Origin of the sequence: Tropicimonas aquimaris (genome assembly GCF_042676185.1) — a bacterium.
In the GTDB taxonomy this organism is placed as follows: Bacteria; Pseudomonadota; Alphaproteobacteria; order Rhodobacterales; family Rhodobacteraceae; genus Tropicimonas; species Tropicimonas aquimaris.
Genome location: NZ_JBHTJT010000051.1, coordinates 18,286 through 37,559, shown reverse-complemented (window position 1 = coordinate 37,559; position 19,274 = coordinate 18,286). Strand labels below are relative to the sequence as shown.

At 65.6% G+C, this 19,274-nt stretch carries 19 protein-coding genes; 9 read left to right on the top strand and 10 right to left on the bottom strand.

Features of this window, described 5'->3' with window-relative positions; genetic code table 11:
- Positions 1–61 precede the first annotated feature (61 nt).
- Complete coding sequence (gene dnaJ / locus ACFQ2S_RS21240) at positions 62–1,213, bottom strand: molecular chaperone DnaJ (RefSeq protein WP_386077726.1); 1,152 nt, start codon at positions 1,211–1,213, stop codon at positions 62–64.
- A gap of 74 nt (positions 1,214–1,287) precedes the next feature.
- Entirely contained in the window at positions 1,288–3,201 is a 1,914-nt protein-coding gene (dnaK, locus tag ACFQ2S_RS21235; RefSeq protein WP_386077724.1) for a molecular chaperone DnaK, read from the bottom strand.
- A gap of 167 nt (positions 3,202–3,368) precedes the next feature.
- Here dnaK and ACFQ2S_RS21230 point away from each other — a divergent pair, with 167 nt between their 5' ends.
- Positions 3,369–4,001 carry an alpha-ketoglutarate-dependent dioxygenase AlkB family protein gene (locus ACFQ2S_RS21230; protein WP_386077722.1) on the top strand — a complete coding sequence of 211 codons (633 nt, stop codon included), beginning with the start codon at positions 3,369–3,371 and terminating at the stop codon, positions 3,999–4,001.
- 8 nt (positions 4,002–4,009) lie between these two features.
- On the opposite strand, the gene ACFQ2S_RS21225 is transcribed toward ACFQ2S_RS21230, so the two are convergent.
- On the bottom strand, positions 4,010–4,831 hold the full coding sequence (locus ACFQ2S_RS21225) for an ABC transporter permease (protein WP_386077719.1): 822 nt from the start codon (positions 4,829–4,831) through the stop codon (positions 4,010–4,012).
- Between the two features lie 146 nt (positions 4,832–4,977).
- Here ACFQ2S_RS21225 and cysQ point away from each other — a divergent pair, with 146 nt between their 5' ends.
- The 8 genes from cysQ (at position 4,978) to ACFQ2S_RS21185 (ending at position 14,147) form a co-directional block, all read left to right on the top strand.
- Positions 4,978–5,778 carry a 3'(2'),5'-bisphosphate nucleotidase CysQ gene (gene cysQ / locus ACFQ2S_RS21220; protein WP_386077717.1) on the top strand — a complete coding sequence of 267 codons (801 nt, stop codon included), beginning with the start codon at positions 4,978–4,980 and terminating at the stop codon, positions 5,776–5,778.
- Entirely contained in the window at positions 5,775–6,575 is an 801-nt protein-coding gene (locus ACFQ2S_RS21215) for a 3-deoxy-manno-octulosonate cytidylyltransferase (protein ID WP_386077714.1), read from the top strand. Before cysQ ends, ACFQ2S_RS21215 begins: the two co-directional genes overlap by 4 nt.
- Positions 6,576–6,830: 255 nt before the next feature.
- Entirely contained in the window at positions 6,831–7,724 is an 894-nt protein-coding gene (galU, locus tag ACFQ2S_RS21210) for a UTP--glucose-1-phosphate uridylyltransferase GalU (protein WP_386077711.1), read from the top strand.
- Between the two features lie 36 nt (positions 7,725–7,760).
- Positions 7,761–8,744, top strand: a complete 984-nt coding sequence (galE, locus tag ACFQ2S_RS21205) for a UDP-glucose 4-epimerase GalE (protein WP_089234714.1) — start codon at positions 7,761–7,763, stop codon at positions 8,742–8,744.
- A 5-nt stretch (positions 8,745–8,749) separates the two neighbouring features.
- On the top strand, positions 8,750–9,787 hold the full coding sequence (locus tag ACFQ2S_RS21200; protein WP_386077708.1) for a glycosyltransferase family 2 protein: 1,038 nt from the start codon (positions 8,750–8,752) through the stop codon (positions 9,785–9,787).
- 215 nt (positions 9,788–10,002) lie between these two features.
- Positions 10,003–11,013, top strand: coding sequence for a glycosyltransferase family 2 protein (locus ACFQ2S_RS21195; protein ID WP_089234757.1), 1,011 nt, complete (start codon positions 10,003–10,005; stop codon positions 11,011–11,013).
- Positions 11,010–12,710 carry a DUF5927 domain-containing protein gene (locus ACFQ2S_RS21190; RefSeq protein ID WP_386077705.1) on the top strand — a complete coding sequence of 567 codons (1,701 nt, stop codon included), beginning with the start codon at positions 11,010–11,012 and terminating at the stop codon, positions 12,708–12,710. Before ACFQ2S_RS21195 ends, ACFQ2S_RS21190 begins: the two co-directional genes overlap by 4 nt.
- Before the next feature lie 3 nt (positions 12,711–12,713).
- Positions 12,714–14,147: a nodulation protein NodH gene (locus ACFQ2S_RS21185; protein ID WP_386077703.1), complete on the top strand. Its 1,434-nt coding sequence runs from the start codon at positions 12,714–12,716 to the stop codon at positions 14,145–14,147.
- A 13-nt stretch (positions 14,148–14,160) separates the two neighbouring features.
- On the opposite strand, the gene ACFQ2S_RS21180 is transcribed toward ACFQ2S_RS21185, so the two are convergent.
- From ACFQ2S_RS21180 to ACFQ2S_RS21150, 7 genes are all read right to left on the bottom strand, one after another.
- Entirely contained in the window at positions 14,161–14,625 is a 465-nt protein-coding gene (locus tag ACFQ2S_RS21180) for a PTS sugar transporter subunit IIA (RefSeq protein ID WP_386077701.1), read from the bottom strand.
- 37 nt (positions 14,626–14,662) lie between these two features.
- Entirely contained in the window at positions 14,663–15,241 is a 579-nt protein-coding gene (gene hpf, locus ACFQ2S_RS21175; protein WP_386077698.1) for a ribosome hibernation-promoting factor, HPF/YfiA family, read from the bottom strand.
- A 340-nt stretch (positions 15,242–15,581) separates the two neighbouring features.
- Positions 15,582–16,346, bottom strand: a complete 765-nt coding sequence (gene lptB, locus ACFQ2S_RS21170; RefSeq protein ID WP_089234720.1) for an LPS export ABC transporter ATP-binding protein — start codon at positions 16,344–16,346, stop codon at positions 15,582–15,584.
- Positions 16,343–16,852 carry an LptA/OstA family protein gene (locus ACFQ2S_RS21165; RefSeq protein WP_386077695.1) on the bottom strand — a complete coding sequence of 170 codons (510 nt, stop codon included), beginning with the start codon at positions 16,850–16,852 and terminating at the stop codon, positions 16,343–16,345. The genes lptB and ACFQ2S_RS21165 overlap by 4 nt, the downstream gene beginning before the upstream one ends.
- Before the next feature lie 10 nt (positions 16,853–16,862).
- A complete protein-coding gene (lptC, locus tag ACFQ2S_RS21160) occupies positions 16,863–17,474 on the bottom strand; it encodes an LPS export ABC transporter periplasmic protein LptC (protein WP_386077692.1) in 612 nt (203 codons plus the stop codon).
- Positions 17,475–17,478: 4 nt separating this feature from the next.
- Positions 17,479–18,468: a KpsF/GutQ family sugar-phosphate isomerase gene (locus ACFQ2S_RS21155; protein ID WP_386077690.1), complete on the bottom strand. Its 990-nt coding sequence runs from the start codon at positions 18,466–18,468 to the stop codon at positions 17,479–17,481.
- Between the two features lie 7 nt (positions 18,469–18,475).
- Entirely contained in the window at positions 18,476–19,087 is a 612-nt protein-coding gene (locus ACFQ2S_RS21150) for a ribonuclease D (RefSeq protein WP_386077688.1), read from the bottom strand.
- Positions 19,088–19,274: the final 187 nt, after the last annotated feature.

The window sequence follows — 19,274 nt, the reverse complement described above, 5'->3', positions numbered from 1 at the left end:
AGCGGACACAAAAAAGCGCGGCTCGGGGGCCGCGCTCTTCGGTTCCGGAGGCTGACGTTCGTCAGCTCTTCATCTCGTCCCAGAAGCTCTTCACCTTCGAGAAGAAGGTGGTGGAGTGCGGGTTGTTCTCGGCGCTCAGCTCGTCGAACTCACGCAGGAGCTCTTTCTGGCGAGAGGTGAGGTTCACGGGCGTCTCGACCAGCAGCTCGATGAACATGTCGCCGGTGGCGCCGCCACGCAGCGCCGGCATCCCCTTGCCGCGCAGGCGCATCTGCTTGCCGGTCTGCGATCCGGCCGGGACCTTCACGCGGCTGCGACCGCCGTCGATCGTCGGCACCTCGATCTCGCCGCCGAGCGCCGCGCTCGCGATGCTGACGGGGACCTGGCAGAACAGGTGATGCGCGTCGCGCTTGAACAGGTCGTGCTCGGTCACCTCGATGAAGATGTAGAGATCGCCCGAGGGGCCGCCGCGCGTGCCCGCGTCGCCTTCGCCGGCGAGCCGGATCCGGGTGCCCGTCTCGACACCGGCCGGGATGTTGACCGACAGCGAGCGTTCCTTCTCGGTGCGGCCGCTGCCCTGGCAGGTCTGGCAGGGGTTCTTGATGATCTGGCCGAGGCCGCTGCAGGTCGGGCAGGTGCGCTCGACCGTGAAGAAGCCCTGCTGGGCCCGCACCTTGCCCATGCCGGAACAGGTCGGGCAGGAAACCGGCTCGGCGCCGCCCTCGGCACCTGTGCCGGAACAGGCGGTGCAGCCGACCGAGGTCGGCACGTTGATCGTTTTCTGGACGCCGGAATAGGCCTCTTCCAGGGTGACGCGCAGGTTGTAGCGCAGGTCGGAGCCGCGCGCCGCGCGCTGCCGGCCGCCACCGCCGCGCTGGCCACCCATGAAGTCGCCGAAGAGGTCGTCGAACACGTCCGAGAAGGCGGAGGCGAAATCGCCCTGCTGGTGGAAACCGCCTCGCGGCCCGCCGCCGCCACCCATGCCGCCTTCGAAAGCGGCGTGGCCGAAGCGGTCGTAGGCGGCCTTCTTGTCGGGATCTTTCAGGACGTCATAGGCCTCGTTCACTTCCTTGAACTGGGCTTCGGCGTCCGGCTTGTGGGAGTTGCTGTCCGGGTGGAGCTCGCGGGCTTTCCGGCGGTAGGCCTTCTTGATGTCCGCATCCGAGGCACCCCGCGCAACACCCAGAACGTCGTAATAATCACGTTTTGCCATCGATTATCCTCTTGCCCCCGACATACGAGGCCGGCCCGGTTTCCCGGACCGGCCCCCGGAGGTATCGGTCGCGCTCAGCGCTTGTCGTCGCCGAGATCCTCGAAGTCGGCATCCACGATGTCCTCGTCGACACCGTGCGGCTCGTCATCGCCCTCGGGCGCTGCTTCGCCGGCCTTCTCCTGCTCGGCCTTGTAGATGGCCTCGCCAAGCTTCATCGCGGCTTCGGTCAGGTTCTGGATGCCGGACTTGATCTTGCCGAGATCGGTCCCTTCCAGGGCCTCTTCGAGCGGGCCCATGGCCAGTTCGATCGCCTCGACGGTCGAGGGGTCGACCTTGTCGGAGTGCTCGGAGAGCGACTTCTTGGTCGAGTGGAGCAGGCTCTCGCCCTGGTTCTTGGCCTCGACCAGCTCCTTCTTCTCCTTGTCGGCCTCGGCATTTGCCTCGGCGTCCTTGACCATCTGGTCGATCTCGTCGTCCGACAGACCGCCCGACGCCTGGATCGTGATGTTCTGCTCCTTGCCGGTGCCCTTGTCCTTGGCGGAGACCGACACGATGCCGTTGGCGTCGATGTCGAAGGTCACCTCGATCTGCGGCATGCCGCGCGGTGCCGGCGGGATGTCCTCGAGGTTGAACTGGCCGAGCAGCTTGTTGTCGGCCGCCATCTCGCGCTCGCCCTGGAACACCCGGATCGTCACGGCGTTCTGGTTGTCCTCGGCGGTCGAGAAGACCTGGCCCTTCTTGGTCGGGATCGTGGTGTTGCGGTCGATCAGGCGGGTGAAGACGCCACCCAGCGTCTCGATCCCGAGCGACAGCGGGGTCACGTCGAGCAGGACCACGTCCTTCACGTCACCCTGAAGCACGCCGGCCTGGATGGCGGCACCTGCGGCAACCACTTCGTCGGGGTTGACGCCCTTGTGGGGCTCCTTGCCGAAGAATTTGGTCACTTCCTCGACGACCTTGGGCATGCGGGTCATACCACCCACGAGCACCACCTCGTCGATCTCGTTCACCGAGATTCCGGCATCCTTGAGCGCGGCCTGGCAGGGCTTGATCGACTTCTTGATCAGGTCGCCCACGAGGCTTTCCAGCTTGGCGCGGGTCAGCTTCATAACCATGTGCAGCGGCGTGCCGCCGTTCGGGTCCATCGAGATGAACGGCTGGTTGATCTCGGTCTGCTGCGAGCTCGACAATTCGATCTTGGCCTTCTCGGCAGCTTCCTTGAGGCGCTGCAGAGCCATCTTGTCCCTGGTCAGGTCAATGCCGTGCTCTTTTTTGAACTCGTCCGCAAGGTACTGGACGATCCGCATGTCGAAGTCTTCACCGCCGAGGAACGTGTCGCCGTTGGTGGATTTCACTTCGAAGAGGCCTTCGTCGATCTCGAGGATCGTGACGTCGAACGTGCCGCCGCCGAGGTCGTAGACGGCGATCGTCTTGGTCTCTTCCTTGTCGAGGCCATAGGCGAGGGCGGCCGCGGTCGGCTCGTTGATGATACGCAGCACCTCGAGACCGGCGATCTTGCCGGCGTCCTTGGTGGCCTGACGCTGGGCGTCGTTGAAATAGGCCGGGACGGTGATGACCGCCTGCTCGACCTTTTCGCCGAGATAGGACTCGGCGGTTTCCTTCATCTTCTGCAGGATGAAGGCGGAAATCTGGCTGGGCGAATACTTCTCGCCGCGGGCCTCGACCCAGGCGTCGCCGTTGCCGCCGTCCACGATGTTGTAGGGGACGATCTTGCGGTCCTTGGCGACTGCGGGGTCATCCTCGCGGCGGCCGATCAGGCGCTTCACAGCGAAGATCGTGTTCTCGGGGTTGGTCACGGCCTGCCGCTTGGCGGGCTGACCGACGAGACGTTCATTCTCGGTGAAGGCGACAACCGATGGGGTCGTCCGTGCACCTTCGGCGTTCTCGATCACGCGGGGCTGCGACCCGTCCATGATGGCGACGCAGCTGTTCGTCGTACCGAGGTCGATACCGATGACTTTGGCCATATGCTTTCTACCTCTCTTGGCGATGTTGCGGGGCTCGGGCCCTATGAGGCTCCCGGACCCCTATCCCAGTTCTTCCGGGTGGCTGCCCGGACTTTGCATCTGGGCGTATATAGGAGTGGAGTTTTGGCCCTGCAAGCGGGGATGGGCCATGGATGGGGGTACGAACCATGAGCAAAGTGACGCCCGGGTCACAAATTCCGCCAACGCTGAACATTCGCGGCGTGGCTCTGTTTCAGGGCCTTCTCGACCGAGCCGCGCAGGAGGCGATGGTGCGGGAGTTGCGCGAGGTGGTGGCCGCCGCGCCGCTGTTCCGGCCCGAGACGCGGCGCGGACAGAAGATGTCGGTGCGGATGACGTCGGCCGGGTCGGTGGGCTGGGTCAGCGACCGGCGCGGCTACCGGTACCAGGAGGCCCACCCAGAAGGCATGGCCTGGCCGCCGATCCCGCCCTCGGTGCGGGCGGTCTGGGAGACAGTGGCGGGGGCGAGCCGGTCGCCGGATTGCTGCCTCGTCAATTTTTACGACGAGGGCGCGCGGATGGGCCTTCACCAGGATAGGGACGAGGGGGATTTCGACCAGCCGGTCGTCTCGATCTCGCTCGGCGACGACGCACTGTTCCGGATCGGCAACCTGACGCGCGGCGGCAGGACGGAGTCGGTCTGGCTGAAATCGGGGGACGTCGTGGTGATGGGCGGACCGGCGCGGCTGGTGTTCCACGGGATCGACCGGCTCCGGCCCGGCAGTTCCAATCTCCTCGCCGGCGGCGGGCGGCTCAACCTCACCCTGCGGGTCGCGCACTAAGGCGCGGCTCACCGCTTGGCGTGCCAGCTCAGCGAGGCGTTCTTGCGGGTGTAGGATTCTCCCATCAGCCCCAGAAACAGCAGCCCGACGCTCAGCCAGAACGGATAGGCGATGTTGGAGTAATGCGGGTTGTAATTGATGAACACGAAGCCGCGGCACTGGTCGATGGTGTGAAAGAGCGGGTTCCAGGTGAAGAAGGCCAACATGTAGCTCGGTAACTGGTTGGCCACGAACATCTTGCCCGAGGCGATCATGTTGGCCCGGGAATAGACGTTGGTGATGACACTGACGAAGCCCGGGAACCAGGGCTTGATCGACAGGAAGATCATCCCGATCGACACGCCCGAGAACCACGACAGCAGCACCATGCCCATGGCGCCGGCCGGCTGGTGGATGTGCACCGGGTTGAAGCCCACGTGATAGACAGTGAGCACCACAAGCATCGACAGGATCTGTATGTAGAGCGAGCCGAGCGCGGCCGCCGAGATCGCGACGATGGTGTTCATCGGCGCGTGCTTCATCATCGCTGAGGCCGGGCCTTCGGACATGACCACCGCGCTCAGCGCCTTGGTGTGGGTCATGAACAGGAAGACCCCGGACATGATGTAGAGCATGAAGTCGCCCCGGATCGAGGCGCCGCGCCAGCCGAGCAGGGTGAACATCAGGTAGAAGGCCAACACGAAGATGACCGTCTGCATCATGTTCATAATTAGGCCGATAAGCGCGTTGCCGTGGTCCTTGCGCAGGTGCCGGACAGTCGCATGGTAGATCAGGCCGGCGAGCCGAAGCGCGGAGGCGGTCTGCGATCGTGGTTCGGTGGCCTGGAACATTCGGGTGGGCGCGCCGCTCTTGTGACGTTCTGCATGACTTTCTGGCGGGGAAATCTTGCTGTTCCCTTGATGGGTGACGATAAGGGGCGCGACACGTCATTGCAAAGCCTACGCCCGTCGCACGGCGCATTCCGAGGAGAGAGAGCATGGATTATGATCGCCTGACCACAGTCATCCGGCGCCTGGCGCTGGAGGCCGGCGACAAGATCATGGAGATCTACAACGCCGACGATTTCGAGGTCCGTGCGAAATCGGACGATAGCCCGGTGACCGCCGCCGACGAGGCCGCCGACGCGCTGATCTCTGCCGGTCTGGCAGAGGCCTTCCCCGATGTCCTGGTCGTGACCGAGGAGCAATCCGCCTCCCACGCCGAGAGTGCCGACAGCTTCCTGATTGTCGACCCGCTCGACGGCACCAAGGAGTTCGTCCAGCGCCGCGGCGATTTCACCGTGAACATCGCCTATGTGGAGAAAGGTGTCCCGGTGCGCGGCGTGGTCTATGCCCCGGCAAAGGGACGGCTCTTCTACACCGACGCCAGCGGCGCCTCCGTCGAGGAGACCGGCGATTTCGCCAAGGACCAGGCCGGACCGGTCAAGCCGATCAAGGTGACCGCGCCCGACAACGCCGCGCTGATGGTCGTGGCCTCCAAGTCGCATCGCGACCAGGCGACGGACGATTACATCGCGCGCTACGCCGTGAAGGACATGACCTCGGCCGGGTCTTCGCTGAAGTTCTGCCTGGTCGCGGCCGGCGAGGCCGATCTCTATCCCCGCCTCGGGCGGACGATGGAATGGGACACCGCCGCCGCCGACGCGGTGCTGCGCGGGGCCGGTGGCAAGATGGTCCGCTTCGATGACCATTCGGAGTTCACCTATGGCAAGCCGGGCTACGAGAACCCGTTCTTCATCGCCTACGCGCCGGGCGTGGAGCTGAAGCCAGCAGCATGAGCGTCCTGATTGCCATCCCCGCCCGCTACGCCTCGCACCGCTATCCGGGCAAGCCGCTCGTGCCGCTTAAGGGCGCCAGCGGCCAGTCCCGCACCCTGATCCGGCGCAGCTGGGAAGCCGCGATGGCAGTCGAGGGCGTGGACCGGGTGGTGGTTGCGACCGACGACAGTCGCATCCGGGACGAGGCAGAAAGCTTCGGCGCGGAGGTCGTGATGACCTCCTCGGCCTGCTCCAACGGCACCGAGCGCTGCGCCGAGGCCCATGCCGCGATCGGCGGCGGCTACGAGATCGTGGTGAACCTGCAGGGCGATGCCCCGCTCACCCCCGCCTGGTTCGTCAGCGATCTCGTCGAGGGCCTGCGCGCCGCGCCGGACGCCGAGATCGCGACGCCGGTTCTGCGCTGCGACGGACGGGCGCTGGCGACGCTCAAGGCCGACCGCGCCGAGGGGCGCGTCGGCGGCACGACCGCCGTTTTCGACCGGGACAACCGGGCGCTCTATTTCTCCAAGGAGGTCGTGCCCTACACGGCCACGATCTACGCCCCCGAGGCGGAGACCCCGGTATTTCACCACGTCGGCGTTTATGCCTACCGCGCCGATGCCCTCGCGAGCTACGCCGAGTGGCCACACGGTCCGCTCGAACGGCTCGAAGGCCTGGAGCAGCTCAGATTCCTCGAGAACGGCCGGCACGTTGTGTGCGTCGAGGTAGAATCGCGTGGCCGGCTTTTTTGGGAACTAAACAACCCGCAAGACGTTATTCGCCTCGAAGAGATGATGGCGGAGATGGGTGTTGAGTGATCGGCATGCCGGGCGAGCAACACTCCGCTGGCGCATTGTCTACGGATTTGGCAGACTGTTGCCGCAATGGAGCGAATGTTGCCGCAATGGTGTGTTATCAACGCAAGCAACACGAATGTGCCTTGGATTTGGACACGACATGCCGGGGGCCCTTCGGTAAACTTCACGACAGTTTCACGGTGCACGATTATGACGATGTCTTACCGAGTACGGCAGGTCGTGTTCTGATGCCGACAAACGAAAGGATTTAGGTTTATGCAACGCAAGGTCATCAAGGCAGTGTTCCCCGTCGCAGGTCTGGGAACGCGGTTTCTGCCGGCAACCAAATCGGTTCCGAAGGAAATCATGACCCTGGTTGACCGTCCGCTGATCCAATATGCGATCGACGAGGCGCGGGCGGCTGGTATCAAGGAATTCATTTTTGTAACGTCGCGCGGCAAGAGCGCGCTCGAGGATTATTTCGACACGGCCCCCGAACTCGAAGCCTCCCTTCGCAAGAAGGGCAAGGAGGACCTGCTAGAGGTTCTCAAGCAGACCAACATGGAAAGCGGCGCGATCGCCTATATCCGTCAGCACCGCGCGCTCGGCCTCGGCCACGCCGTCTGGTGCGCGCGTCGCCTGATCGCCAACGAACCCTTCGCTGTCATTCTTCCTGACGACGTGATCGCGGGCGAGAAGGGCTGTCTGCAACAGATGGTCGAAGCCTACGAGGAGACCGGCGGCTGCATGGTTGCGGCGATGGAAGTGCCGCATGACAAGGCGAAGGCCTACGGCATTCTCGACGTCGAGAAGGACATGGGCCAGCAGGTCAAGGTGAAGGGCATGGTCGAGAAGCCCGAGCCGGGCACCGAGCCGTCCAACCTCGCCGTGATCGGCCGCTACATCCTGACGCCGCAGATCATGCGCAACCTGAACCGCATGCGCTCCGGCACTGGCGGGGAGATCCAGCTGACCGACGCCATCGCCGACGAGATCGCGGCCGGCCGCGACGTTTACGGCTACCGCTTCCGCGGTCAGCGTTTCGACTGCGGCTCCAAAGCGGGCTTCCTGCAGGCGACGGTTGCCTTCGGCCTCGCTCGCGACGATCTGCGCGACGAATTCTCCGACTACCTGAGCGAACTGGTGGCAATGCGCAACGCTGCCCAGTAAAAGGTCGGCGTAAGACACAGCAGACTGGATCACCAGATGACCAAGATCCTTGTCACGGGGGGTGCGGGCTATATCGGCTCGCACGCTTGCAAGGTGCTTGCCCGCGAGGGCTACACGCCAATCACATTCGACAACATCTCTACTGGTTGGGAAGAGGCGGTGAAGTTCGGTCCGCTCGAGAAGGGCGATCTGCTCGACCGGGCGCGGCTGGACGAGGTGTTCGCCAAGCACAAGCCGGACGCGATCATGCATTTCGCCGCCCTGAGCCAGGTGGGCGAGTCGATGCAGGTGCCGGGCTGGTACTGGCGCTCCAACGTGGTCGGGGCCGCCAACCTCTGCGAAGCGGCGGTCGAGGCGGGCTGCAAGAAGTTCATCTTCTCCTCGACCTGCGCGACCTATGGCGACCAGGACGGCGTGGTTCTCGACGAGCATTCGCTCCAGAAACCGATCAACGCCTATGGGGCCTCCAAGCGCGCGATCGAGGACATCCTCGCCAATTTCGACGACAGTTTCGGCCTGAAGAACGTGATCTTCCGCTACTTCAACGTGGCGGGCGGCGACGAGGAGGCCGAGGTTGGTGAGTTCCACCGGCCCGAGACGCACCTGATCCCGCTGGTACTCGACGCGATCGACGGCAAGCGCGACAAGCTGACGATCTACGGTACCGACTACAAGACGCCCGACGGCACCTGCATCCGCGATTACGTCCACGTGATGGACCTCGTGGAGGCGCATGTGCTGGGCCTGAAATGGCTGGAGAAAGGCAAGGACAGCCGCGCCTTCAACCTCGGGACGGGCAGCGGCTTTTCCGTGCGCGAGGTGATGAACGCGGCCGGGCAGGTAACCAACCGTCCGGTGCCCTACGACGAGGGCCCGCGGCGCGCCGGGGATGCCACCCGTCTCGTTTCGGGGTCGAGCCGCGCAATCGATGAGCTTGGCTGGAAGCCACGCCGCTCGACCATGCCACGGATGATCGAGGATGCCTGGCGCTGGCATCAGACCGGCCACTACGAGAAGTGAGCCGCATGACGGAGGCGCCGGCCGCGCCTCCGCTCTCTCCCTGGATGTGGATGGCGACGCGGATACGCTGGAAGCGGCGCAGGCTGCTCTGGCGGGCGTTTCGCAGCCGCCATGTGCTGCGCCCGGTCGTGGACCGGACGTCGGAGATTGCCGCAGGGGACGTGCTCGTGTTCGCCACCCTGCGAAACGAGATCGCGCGGCTTCCCTATTTCCTCGACCACCACCGCCGCCTCGGGGTGGCGCATTTCCTGATCGTCGACAACGGAAGCACTGACGCCGGGCCCGGATTCCTCGCGGATCAGCCTGACGTGTCGCTCTGGCAGACCTCCGCCAGCTATCGCGAGGCCCGGTTCGGGATGGACTGGCTCGGCTGGCTGTTGATGCGCCACGGCGCCGGCCATTGGTGCCTGACAGTGGATGCCGACGAGTTGCTGATCTATCCGCAGTGGCAGACCCGGCCGCTCCCCGCGCTGTGCGCGCGCCTGGAGCAGACCGGTGCACCGGCGCTCGGGGCGCTGATGCTCGATCTTTATCCTCGAGAGCCGCTGGGGACGGGCCTCGCGCCCGCCGATCCGCTGGAGCTGCTGCGCGGGTTCGATCCCGGCCCCTATCGCGCCCGCCGCCGCGCCCGGGACGGGGCGTTGATCGTGCAGGGGGGGGCGCGCGAGCGGGTGTTTTTTGCCGACACGCCGGAGCGCGGTCCGACGCTCAACAAGCTGCCGCTGGTCAAGTGGCGGCGCGGCCACGCCTATGCCAATGCCTCCCATTCGATGCTGCCGCCCGCGTTGAACCGCGCCTGGGACGGGCCCGGGGACACGCGGCTTTCGGGCGTGCTGCTGCACACGAAATTCCTGCCCGGGATCGTCGAACGGTCGGTCGAGGAACGAACTCGCGGCCAGCATTTCGGCCAGCCCGCCGCCTTCGACGCCTATTACGGCGCGATCGCTGCACGGCCGACGCTCTGGTCGGAGGAAACGCTGACGCTCGACGGCTGGGAGCAGCTCTGCGCCCTCGGGCTGATGGCCGACGGCGGCTGGCGCTGAAAAGCGCCTCCGAGGAGGCTGGGCGAATCACTTGCAGTTTACCCCGACCGCGCCATTGCCTAACGTGAACCAAAGAAGCAGTCAGGGCACAGCAGGCAGACCTTGTTTCCGACACGATCCAGGCAGATGACACCCCGCGCCGATGGCCCGAGGAAAGGCCGCGTTAACCTCGCGGGTCCATGGTCGCGCCGCAACCTTCGAAAAGGGGCGGGGCGGTGAGCGTGATCGAGTCCTATCGGCTGCGACTGCGGCGCAAGCGGTACCGGATCCGGGCCTTCCGGAAACGGCGGGAGCTGACCGTGGTCGCCGACCGGACCCGCGCGATCGGCGAGGAGGATGTGCTCGCCTTCACCACTCTGCGCAACGAGCGGGTGCGGCTGCCATATTTCCTGGATTATTACCGTCGGCAGGGGGTCGGCCATTTCCTGATGGTCGACAACGGCTCGACCGATGGCTCCAGCCAGTTCCTCGCCGATCAGGCGGATGTTTCCCTCTGGACCACGCAGGCCAGCTACAAGCGTGCCCGCTACGGGGTGGACTGGCTGAACTGGCTGCAATGGCAGCACGGCCACGGGCACTGGACGCTGGTTGTCGATCCGGACGAGTTCTTCATCTATCCGTTCTGCGACACCCGGCCGATCCAGGCGCTGACCGGCTGGCTCGATACCTGCGGGCTGCGCAGTTTCTCGGCGATGCTGGTGGACATGTATCCCAAGGGTCCGATCGACGCCGAGGCCTACCGCGAAGGGCAGGATCCGTTCGAGATCGCCTCGTGGTTCGACAGCGGCAACTACTTCATCTCGCGCAACCCGCTCTACCACAACCTGTGGATCCAGGGCGGGCCGCGCGCGCGGGTGTTCTTTGCCGACCAGCCCTCCGCTGCACCCTCGCTCAACAAGATCCCGCTGGTGAAATGGCGGCGTGAGTACGTCTACGCGCAATCGACGCATATGCTGCTGCCGCGCGGGCTGAACCGGGTCTATGACGACCACGGCGGGGAGAAGACGTCGGGCGCGCTGCTCCATGCCAAGTTTCTCAACACGCTGGCCGGCAAGGCGGAAGAGGAGCTTGCGCGCGGCGAGCATTACGCGGGCGGCCGGGAATACCGGGCCTATCGCGACGGGATGGCCAACCGGACGGATCTCTGGACCAAGTGGTCAGAGCGCTACATCAACTGGCGCCAGCTCGAGATCCTCGGCCTGATGTCCAAGGGGAACTGGGCATGAGCGTGGGCTTCATCCTGCTGGTGCACACCGCGCTCGACCGGGCGGCGCAGGTCGCACGGCACTGGGCCGGCAGCGGATGCCCGGTGGTCATTCATGCCGACCGCGCCGTGCCGGAGGAGCGGTTCGACGCCTTTCGCGCCGCGCTGGCGGGGAATCCGAACATCCGTTTCGTGGAGCCCCGGCGGCGCTGCGAATGGGGCACCTGGGGCATCGTCGGAGCGACGATCGACGCCAGCGCGCTGATGCTCGAAAGCTTCCCGAAGGTCAGTCATGTCTACCTCGCTTCCGGTTCCTGCCTTCCGTTGCGCCCGGTGCCCGAGTTGCGCGCCTATCTCGCCGAACGCCCGCACACGGATTTCATCGAGTCGGCGACCATCGACGATGTCGACTGGTCCAAGGGCGGGTTTGACCGCGAGCGCTTCACCCTGCGCTTTCCCTTCTCGTTCAAGACGCAGCGCGGATTGTTCGACCGGTTCGTCACCCTGCAACGCGGCCTCGGGATGAAGCGCAGCCTGCCGGCCGGGCTGGTTCCGCACCTGGGCTCGCAATGGTGGTGCCTGACGCGGGCAACTCTGGAGGCGATCCTCGGCGATCCGCGGCGCGGCGAATACGAACGGTTCTTCCAGAGCGTCTGGATCCCGGACGAGAGCTATTTCCAGAGCCTCGTGCGGCTTCACGCAACCCGCGTGGAAAGCCGGTCGCTGACGCTCTCCAAGTTCGATTTCCAGGGCAAGCCGCACACTTTCTACGACGACCACCTGCAACTCTTGCGCCGCTCCGACTGCTTCGTCGCGCGCAAGATCTGGCCGCGGGCTGACCGGCTCTACTCGAGCCTGCTCTCGAACGACCCGCAGGTCACCAAGAACGCCGAGCCCAATCCGGGCAAGATCGACCGGCTTTTCACTCATGCGGTGGAACGGCGGCTGCGGGGCCGGCCGGGGCTCTACATGCAGAGCCGGTTCCCCCTGAGCGACCGCGACAACGGAAAATCCTGCGGGCCCTATTCGGTCTTCGAGGGCTTCTCAGACTTATTCGAGCATTTCGAAAGCTGGCTCAGCAAGACCACCGGCTGCCGGGTGCATGGCCATCTCTATGCGCCCGACCGCGCCCATTTCGCCGGGGGGGAGAAGGTCTACAACGGCAGCCTGCCCGACAGCGCGGCGCTGCGGGACTACAACCCCTGCGCCTTCCTGACCAACCTGACCTGGTCGACGCGGGGCGAGCGGCAGTGCTTCATGTTCGGACCGGCGGACAACCAGTATCCCACCGATTTCATGACCGGCGATCCCCATGCGCAGATCTCGGTGATCACCGGCGCCTGGGCGATCCGGCTGTTCCGGCGCAAGGCGACTTCGGAGGAGGTTCGCAAGGAAGCTGCCCGGCTCCAGCGGATCGAGCAGGCCCATGTGGAGCGGCTGCGTGCCCATTGGGCGAAGGCGCGGATCCGGATCTGGACGCTGGCGGAATTTATCGAAGCACCGATGGACCACCTGCAGGAGATCCTTGACGAGGTCTCGCCGCGCGGCGCCCGCCGGCTGACCGAGGCGCCGCGCCTCACCGACCTGACCGGGTTCGGCCGGTTCCTGCAGGAGCTGAAGAACGAGGGGATGAACCTGCATGTCGCCGGTGATTTCCCCGCCGGCTACGATCCGGCGCCCCTGCAGCCGGACACGCAGCGGCGTTACGTGGTGAAATAGGCGATGGAGCGGTTCGACGGTTTTGTCCTGTTTGCCGAGATGCGTACGGGATCGAACTTCCTGGAGGAGTCGCTCAATCTCTTTCCCGGGCTGACCTGCCACGGCGAGGCGTTCAACCCGGGCTTCGTCGGCCAGCACAACTGGCCGGACCTGTTCGGGATGGACCTCGAGGCCCGCAAGGCCGACCCGCTGGAATTGATGAGGCGGATCCGTGAAGAGACGGATGGGCTGGGAGGCTTCCGCTTTTTCCACGACCACGACCCGCGCGTGCTGGACGCAGTACTGCCCGATCCGCACATCGCCAAGATCCTGCTCTCGCGCAACCCGCTCGAGGCCTATGTCTCGCGCAAGATCGCCTCCGAGACCGGTCAGTGGCGGCTGACCAACGATGCGCATCGCAAGGTTGCGAGGATTCGGTTCGACGCGGCCGAATTCGAGGCGGTGCTGGCGCGCCAGACCGCCTTTCGAGACCGGGTCCGGCGGGCGCTACAGGTGTCCGGGCAGACCGCGTTCGAATTGAGCTACGAGGAGACCGGGCAGCTCGACGTGGTCAACGGGCTCGCGGCCTTCCTCGGGGTGACGCACCGGCTGAACGGGCTTTCGAACCGGCTCAAGCGGCAGAACCCCGCGCCGCTCTCCGCCAAGGTGGAGAACTTCGCGGAGATGCAGGCGGCCCTGTCGGGCATGGAGCTTCTGGCGCTGGCGCGGCGAGGCGAGGGGGAACCGAAGCAGGGCGCCTCGGTACCGACATGGCGCGCCTGTGTGCAGACACCGCTCCTTTTCCAGCCGGTCAAGGGCGGCCCGACCGAGTCGATCCTTGCTTGGATGGCGCGGCTCGACGGCGTTGAGGGGCCCGAGGCGCTGGCCTCGGGGTTCAACCAGAAGATGCTGCGCCAGTGGAAGAACCAGCACAAGAACGCCCGCGGCTTCACCATCGTCAGCCATCCGGTCGCACGGGCGCATGGCGTCTTCGACCGCTACATCCTTCCCACCGGTCCAGGCAGCTTTGCCGCGATCCGCAACGACCTGAGGGAGAACGACGGGCTGCCGATCCCCGAGGCTGCGCCAGACGAAAGCTACGATCCGGCCGATCACCGCGCGGCCTTTCTCGGGTTTCTTAAGTTCCTGCGGCGCAACCTTGCGGGCCAGACCCGCCTGCGCACCGATCCGGCGTTCTCGACCCAGGCGAGCCTGATCCAGTCGATGGCCGAGATCCTGCCGCCCGACATGGTGATCCGGGACGGCCAGCTCAAGCTCGGCCTCGGCCAGCTATGCCAACAGATCGGGTTGGAGCGGATGCCTCCGCCACCGTCTCTCGAGGGCTTCGGTGGCGCACGGCTGGCGCAGATCCACGATGACGAGATCGAGGCCGCCGCGCGCGGCGCCTACAATCGCGATTACATGAGTTTCGGATTCCGGGGATGGACGCCGGGCTGACGCCCGCGGCCGGTCAGGCAGCCTGCGAGGGCCGGCCTTCGGTCAGGACGGTGTAGAGGGTTGCCGGGTTGTCATTGGCGCGAAGCTTCTCGCAGACCCCGGCGTCGCGCATGGTCCGGGAAATCAGCGCCAGTGCCTTGAGGTGGTCCACGCCCGAGTTCTCGGGCGCGAACAGCGCGAATACGAGATCGACCGGCTGGCGGTCGACCGCGCCGAATTCCAGCGGCCGTTCGAGGCGGAAGAACACGCCCCGGACGGCCTTGGCATCCTTGACCCGGGCATGGGGCAGCGCAATGCCGCTGCCCACACCGGTCGGACCGAGGCCTTCCCTCTCGAGCAGGGCCTCAAGCGCCGCATCGCCGTCAAGACCGTAGGAGGCTTCCGCCGCCTCCGCGAGGCGCTGGAACAGCCGCTTCTTGCTGCTCGCCTCGGAAATCACCTTGACGGCGTCGGGCTTCAGAATGCTCGACAGGTTCATACTTCCTCCAGTCGCCCCGGGTTTCAGTCAGGCCGGTTCAGGCCTTGTCCGAGGGATCGATCCATCCGATGTTGCCATCGTCGCGGCGGTACACCACGTTCAGGCTTGTTTTTCCTTCCGGATGGAAGATCAGAACCGGCGCTCCGGCCAGCTCCATCTGCATTACCGCCTCGCCTACGGACAGGCTCGGGATGCTGGTTTCCATCTCCGCGATGATCATGGGCTGGAGCGTTTCAGGTTCCTGCTCATCTACCCCGTCATCCGATGCGGCGAGGATATACGAGGACGCGCCGAAGACTTCAACCGGCTCCTTGCGATCCCGATAGTGATCCTTCAGGCGGCGCTTGTAGCGACGGAGTTGCTTCTCCATCTTCTCGCATGTGTCGTCGAAGGCGGCGTAGATCTCGGGCGCGCGGCCGCTGGCGGAGGCGTTGAGACCTGTAGACAGGTGGACCGTCGCCTCGCAGATGTATTCGTGGCCGCGCTTCGAAAAGATCACCTGGGCGTCGGTCGGACGCTCCGCATACTTGGCAATCGCTTCGCCAAGCTCGGTTTTGACATGGTTGGTGAGGGATTCCCCAATGTCGATCTGGTGACCGCTGATCTGGTAGCGCATTTCGCCTCCCTGAGTTGAAGTTGAGGGTTCGCCCACCTAGCGGAGTGCGGACCCGGTTGAAAAGGGCAAAACGTTTGTCGGAAAGGCGATGCCAACACCACGCCGTGGTCTCGGGGCGGTCGAGACGGTGTCGATGTTGTGATCAGGGCTGCTAGCTCCGGCATTTCCCGTATTTGGCGATGGTTCGACGTACGATGTCAACGCCCGCGTCCTCGTGTGCCCGCACCGGCAGGCCCTGCAATTGCAGCGTGCGGGGGGCGGTTTCGTCAATGATCCGTATCAAATTCAACGCGGTGACCCAGCGAAGGTTCCCACTCCGGGGGCGTCTGTTGCAGGCGGGTCAGCCGATACGGAAGTTCTGACCAAGATAGACCCGGCGGACGTTCTCGTCCCGGACGACATCCTCGGCAGTGCCGCTCATCAGCACCTGTCCATCGTGCAGGATATAGGCGCGGTCGACGATCTCCAGCGTCTCGCGGACGTTGTGATCGGTGATCAGCACGCCGATCCCGCGGTTCTTGAGATCCATCACGAGGTGACGGATGTCGCCGACGGAGATCGGGTCCACCCCGGCGAAGGGCTCGTCGAGCAGCAGGTATTTCGGCTCGGCCGCGAGGCAGCGCGCGATCTCGACCCGCCGCCGTTCGCCGCCGGAGAGAGACAGCGCCGAGGCCCGGCGGAGATGCTCGATGGCGAATTCCGACAGCAGGTCTTCCAGCCTTTCGCGGCGCTTGTGCCTGTCCTTTACGGCGATCTCGAGGATCGCCATGATGTTGTCCTCCACCGACATGCCGCGGAAGATCGAGACCTCCTGCGGCAGGTAGCCGATGCCGAACTTGGCGCGGCGATACATCGGCAGGGTGGTCACGTCGCGGCCGTCGATCTGCACCAGGCCGGATTCGGGCGTGACCAGCCCGGCGATGGAATAGAAGCAGGTGGTCTTGCCGGAGCCGTTGGGGCCGAGCAGGGCCACGACCTCGCCGCGCTGCAACTCCAGCGTGACGTCATGGATCACCGGACGGCGGCGATAGCTCTTGCGCAGCTGCACGACCTGCAGACCGCGCTCGCCGGGCGTCACGGTCAATCCGCGCTGTGGGCGGTTCATTGGCCGTCGCCTTGCGCGCCCTGCGACTGGAACACCACCCGCACGCGGCCCTCCATGACGCCGGTGCCGGTGTCGAGGTTTACCGTCAACTTCTCGCCGGCCATCGCGTTCTCGCCCTGGGTCAGGACGACATCGCCGGTCATCACCACCTCGCCGGTCTCGAGCGTATAGACGGCTTCCTGCCCTTCGGCGGCCTCGGCCCCGTTGAACAGGGTCACCCCGCCGGAGGCGTGCAGGCGCTTGACCTCGGTCTCGCCGGTGGCGCTCTCGCCGTATTCGACATCGACCACGGCGCCGGTCAGACGCATCTCTCCCTGGCCGACGACGACATTCCCGGTGAACTTGGCGCGTCCATCGGCCTGGTTCACATCGAGCTGGTCGGCAGTGATCTCTACGGGCAGGGAGCTGTCGTGTTCGGCGCCGCCAAAGCCAATGTTGGCGCCCTGCGCGAGGGCGGCGGCGGGAAGGAGAAACGCTGCGGCAAGCAGCAGGGACCGGAGCGACACTGGTAGCATCCTATTGGTTTCCGGGAACGTATAGCAGCCTGACACCGTCCTTGAAAACCACGGTCACGCTATCGCGATCCTCGCCGGACTGGGTCACGACCATCCGGCCGGCGTCGATGCTGCCGATGGGTCCGGTGCCGGAGACCGGTCCGGTGGTCTCCATGTCGGTCCGGTCGAGCGCGGCGGAGAGTTCGTCGGTGTCCAGCTTGTATCCCGTCGAGGTGCTGATGTGAACATTCCCGCGCAAGACGGTGCGGGATTCTGTGGCGTGCACGGTTCCGGCGTCCGATGTCAGGCGGATCGAACTGTTGTCGCCCGTTTCCATCGTGCCGCTGACCTCGACCGCGTCGACGACGCTGGCCTTGGCGTCGCGCGGAGTCGCGCTGCGGGCGTTGAGCGTTATGGCGTTGCCGTCTTCGGTGACGCCGGAGAACTCCGGCCCGTCCACCCGCTGCTCGCTCGCCATCTGCTCCAGGTCCCGTTCCGAAAAGGGCAGGCTGGCCTTGTTGTCGCCGGTGCGCGCCACGAGGAACAGAGACGAGAGCAGGGCGAGCGCCATCAGCGGCAGCAGGACCTTGAGCCATGCCACCACGCGGGAGTGGAGGTTGTCGAACGTGGCCATCGGCCTAGACGATACCCGCCCGCAGGCAGTCGTGAATATGCAGGATTCCGGTCGCTTCGCCGGTCCCCATCGGGTCGACCACGAAAAGGCAGGTGATCTTGCGGTCGTTCATCGCGGCCAGCGCCTCCTCGGCCAGCGCATCGGGTCCGATGGTGCGCGGGGCAGGGGTCATCACCGCCTCGGCGGTCAGGTCCAGCAGCCCGGCCATGTGGCGGCGCAGGTCGCCGTCGGTGACGATGCCGGCGAGGCGACCGCTGGCGTCAGTCACCCCGACCACACCAAAGCCCTTTTGCGTCATCACGATCAGCGCGTCGCGCATCGGTGTGCCTGCGGCAACGAGAGGCAGCGCCTCGCCGCTGTGCATCAGGTCGCTGACCCGCGCCAGCCGGGCGCCGAGACTGCCGCCGGGATGAAACTCGCGGAACTTGTCGGGGGTGAAGCGGCGATGCTCCATCAGAGCGATGGCGAGCGCGTCGCCGAGCGCAAGGGTCATCGTGGTCGAGGTGGTCGGCACAATCCCGGTCTCGCACGCCTCCGGCGCGGGCGGCAGCAGCAGCGCCACATCGGAGCGGGTGAGCAGGGTGCTGCCAGGGCGCCCGGCAACGCCGATCAACGGAATCTGGAACCGCCGGGTATAGGCGATCATGTCGGCCAGTTCCGGGGTCTCGCCCGAGTTGGACAGCAGCAGCGCGACATCGCCGGTGGCCATCATCCCCAGATCGCCGTGGCTGGCCTCGGCGGGGTGGACAAAATGCGCCGGCGTGCCGGTGGAGGCGAGGGTCGCCGCGAGCTTGCGCGCGATGTGGCCCGACTTGCCCATGCCCGACACGATCACCCGGCCGCGCGCTTCGAGGATCAGGGCCACCGCATCGGCGAACGCCTCGTCCAGCGCCTCGGCCAGCAAGGACAGCGCTTCGCCTTCGCGGCGGATCACGCGGCGGGCGGTGGCGAGAAAGGTCTGGGTCCGGTCGGGGGCCGCGGAGGCGTCGGGCATGGCGATGTCAGTGCGAGAAAATGTCGATCTCGGGCCAGCCGGCCAGATCGAGCTTGGCCCGGGTGGGCAGGAAGTCGAAACAGGCTCGGGCGATCTCGGTGCGCCCCTCGCGTTCCAGCCGCTTGTCGAACTCCCTGCGCAGGCGGTGCAGGTAGAGCACGTCGGAGGCGGCGTATTCCTGCTGCGCGACGGTCAGCGTCTCGGCGCCCCAGTCGCTGGATTGCTGCTGCTTGGAAATGTCGATGTCCAGCATCTCCTGGCAGAGGTTCCGCAGGCCGTGGCGGTCGGTGTAGGTGCGTACCAGCTTGGAGGCGATCTTGGTGCAATAGACCGGCGCAGCCAGCGCGCCGAAGGCATTGTACATCGCCGCGATGTCGAACCGGCCAAAGTGGAACAACTTCAGCACCTCCGGGTCGGTCAGCAAGCGTGCGAGGTTCGGCGCCTCAGTCTGGCCCCTTTCGATCTGCACCAGGTGCGCATCTCCATCACCGCCCGAGAGCTGCACGAGGCAGAGCCGGTCACGGTGCGGGTTGAGCCCCATCGTCTCGCAGTCGATTGCGACCACGGGGCCGAGATCGAGCGCGTCGGGGAGATCTTTGGCGTGGAGGTGGATCGCCATGTCGGGGCCTTCTTTTTCGGGGTCTCCGCCCAGATACGGCGAGAGGGCCGGGATTTCAATGCTGGCGCTTCCGCGGGCCCTTGCGGTGATGCGCAATATGCAGGCGCTTGCGGCGGAATGCGCCACATTAAGCGGCGCGAATTGCTTTGACAGCGCGCGCCCGGGCCTACACCTTGTAGCTGGGTCT

Coding starts and splice junctions, on each gene's coding strand:
- dnaJ (WP_386077726.1), bottom strand. CDS start 1,213: ATGGCAAAACGTGATTATTACGACGTTCTGGGTGTTGCGCGGGGTGCC.
- dnaK (WP_386077724.1), bottom strand. CDS start 3,201: ATGGCCAAAGTCATCGGTATCGACCTCGGTACGACGAACAGCTGCGTC.
- ACFQ2S_RS21230 (WP_386077722.1), top strand. CDS start 3,369: ATGAGCAAAGTGACGCCCGGGTCACAAATTCCGCCAACGCTGAACATT.
- ACFQ2S_RS21225 (WP_386077719.1), bottom strand. CDS start 4,831: ATGTTCCAGGCCACCGAACCACGATCGCAGACCGCCTCCGCGCTTCGG.
- cysQ (WP_386077717.1), top strand. CDS start 4,978: ATGGATTATGATCGCCTGACCACAGTCATCCGGCGCCTGGCGCTGGAG.
- ACFQ2S_RS21215 (WP_386077714.1), top strand. CDS start 5,775: ATGAGCGTCCTGATTGCCATCCCCGCCCGCTACGCCTCGCACCGCTAT.
- galU (WP_386077711.1), top strand. CDS start 6,831: ATGCAACGCAAGGTCATCAAGGCAGTGTTCCCCGTCGCAGGTCTGGGA.
- galE (WP_089234714.1), top strand. CDS start 7,761: ATGACCAAGATCCTTGTCACGGGGGGTGCGGGCTATATCGGCTCGCAC.
- ACFQ2S_RS21200 (WP_386077708.1), top strand. CDS start 8,750: ATGACGGAGGCGCCGGCCGCGCCTCCGCTCTCTCCCTGGATGTGGATG.
- ACFQ2S_RS21190 (WP_386077705.1), top strand. CDS start 11,010: ATGAGCGTGGGCTTCATCCTGCTGGTGCACACCGCGCTCGACCGGGCG.
- ACFQ2S_RS21185 (WP_386077703.1), top strand. CDS start 12,714: ATGGAGCGGTTCGACGGTTTTGTCCTGTTTGCCGAGATGCGTACGGGA.
- ACFQ2S_RS21180 (WP_386077701.1), bottom strand. CDS start 14,625: ATGAACCTGTCGAGCATTCTGAAGCCCGACGCCGTCAAGGTGATTTCC.
- hpf (WP_386077698.1), bottom strand. CDS start 15,241: ATGCGCTACCAGATCAGCGGTCACCAGATCGACATTGGGGAATCCCTC.
- lptB (WP_089234720.1), bottom strand. CDS start 16,346: ATGAACCGCCCACAGCGCGGATTGACCGTGACGCCCGGCGAGCGCGGT.
- lptC (WP_386077692.1), bottom strand. CDS start 17,474: ATGGCCACGTTCGACAACCTCCACTCCCGCGTGGTGGCATGGCTCAAG.
- ACFQ2S_RS21155 (WP_386077690.1), bottom strand. CDS start 18,468: ATGCCCGACGCCTCCGCGGCCCCCGACCGGACCCAGACCTTTCTCGCC.
- ACFQ2S_RS21150 (WP_386077688.1), bottom strand. CDS start 19,087: ATGGCGATCCACCTCCACGCCAAAGATCTCCCCGACGCGCTCGATCTC.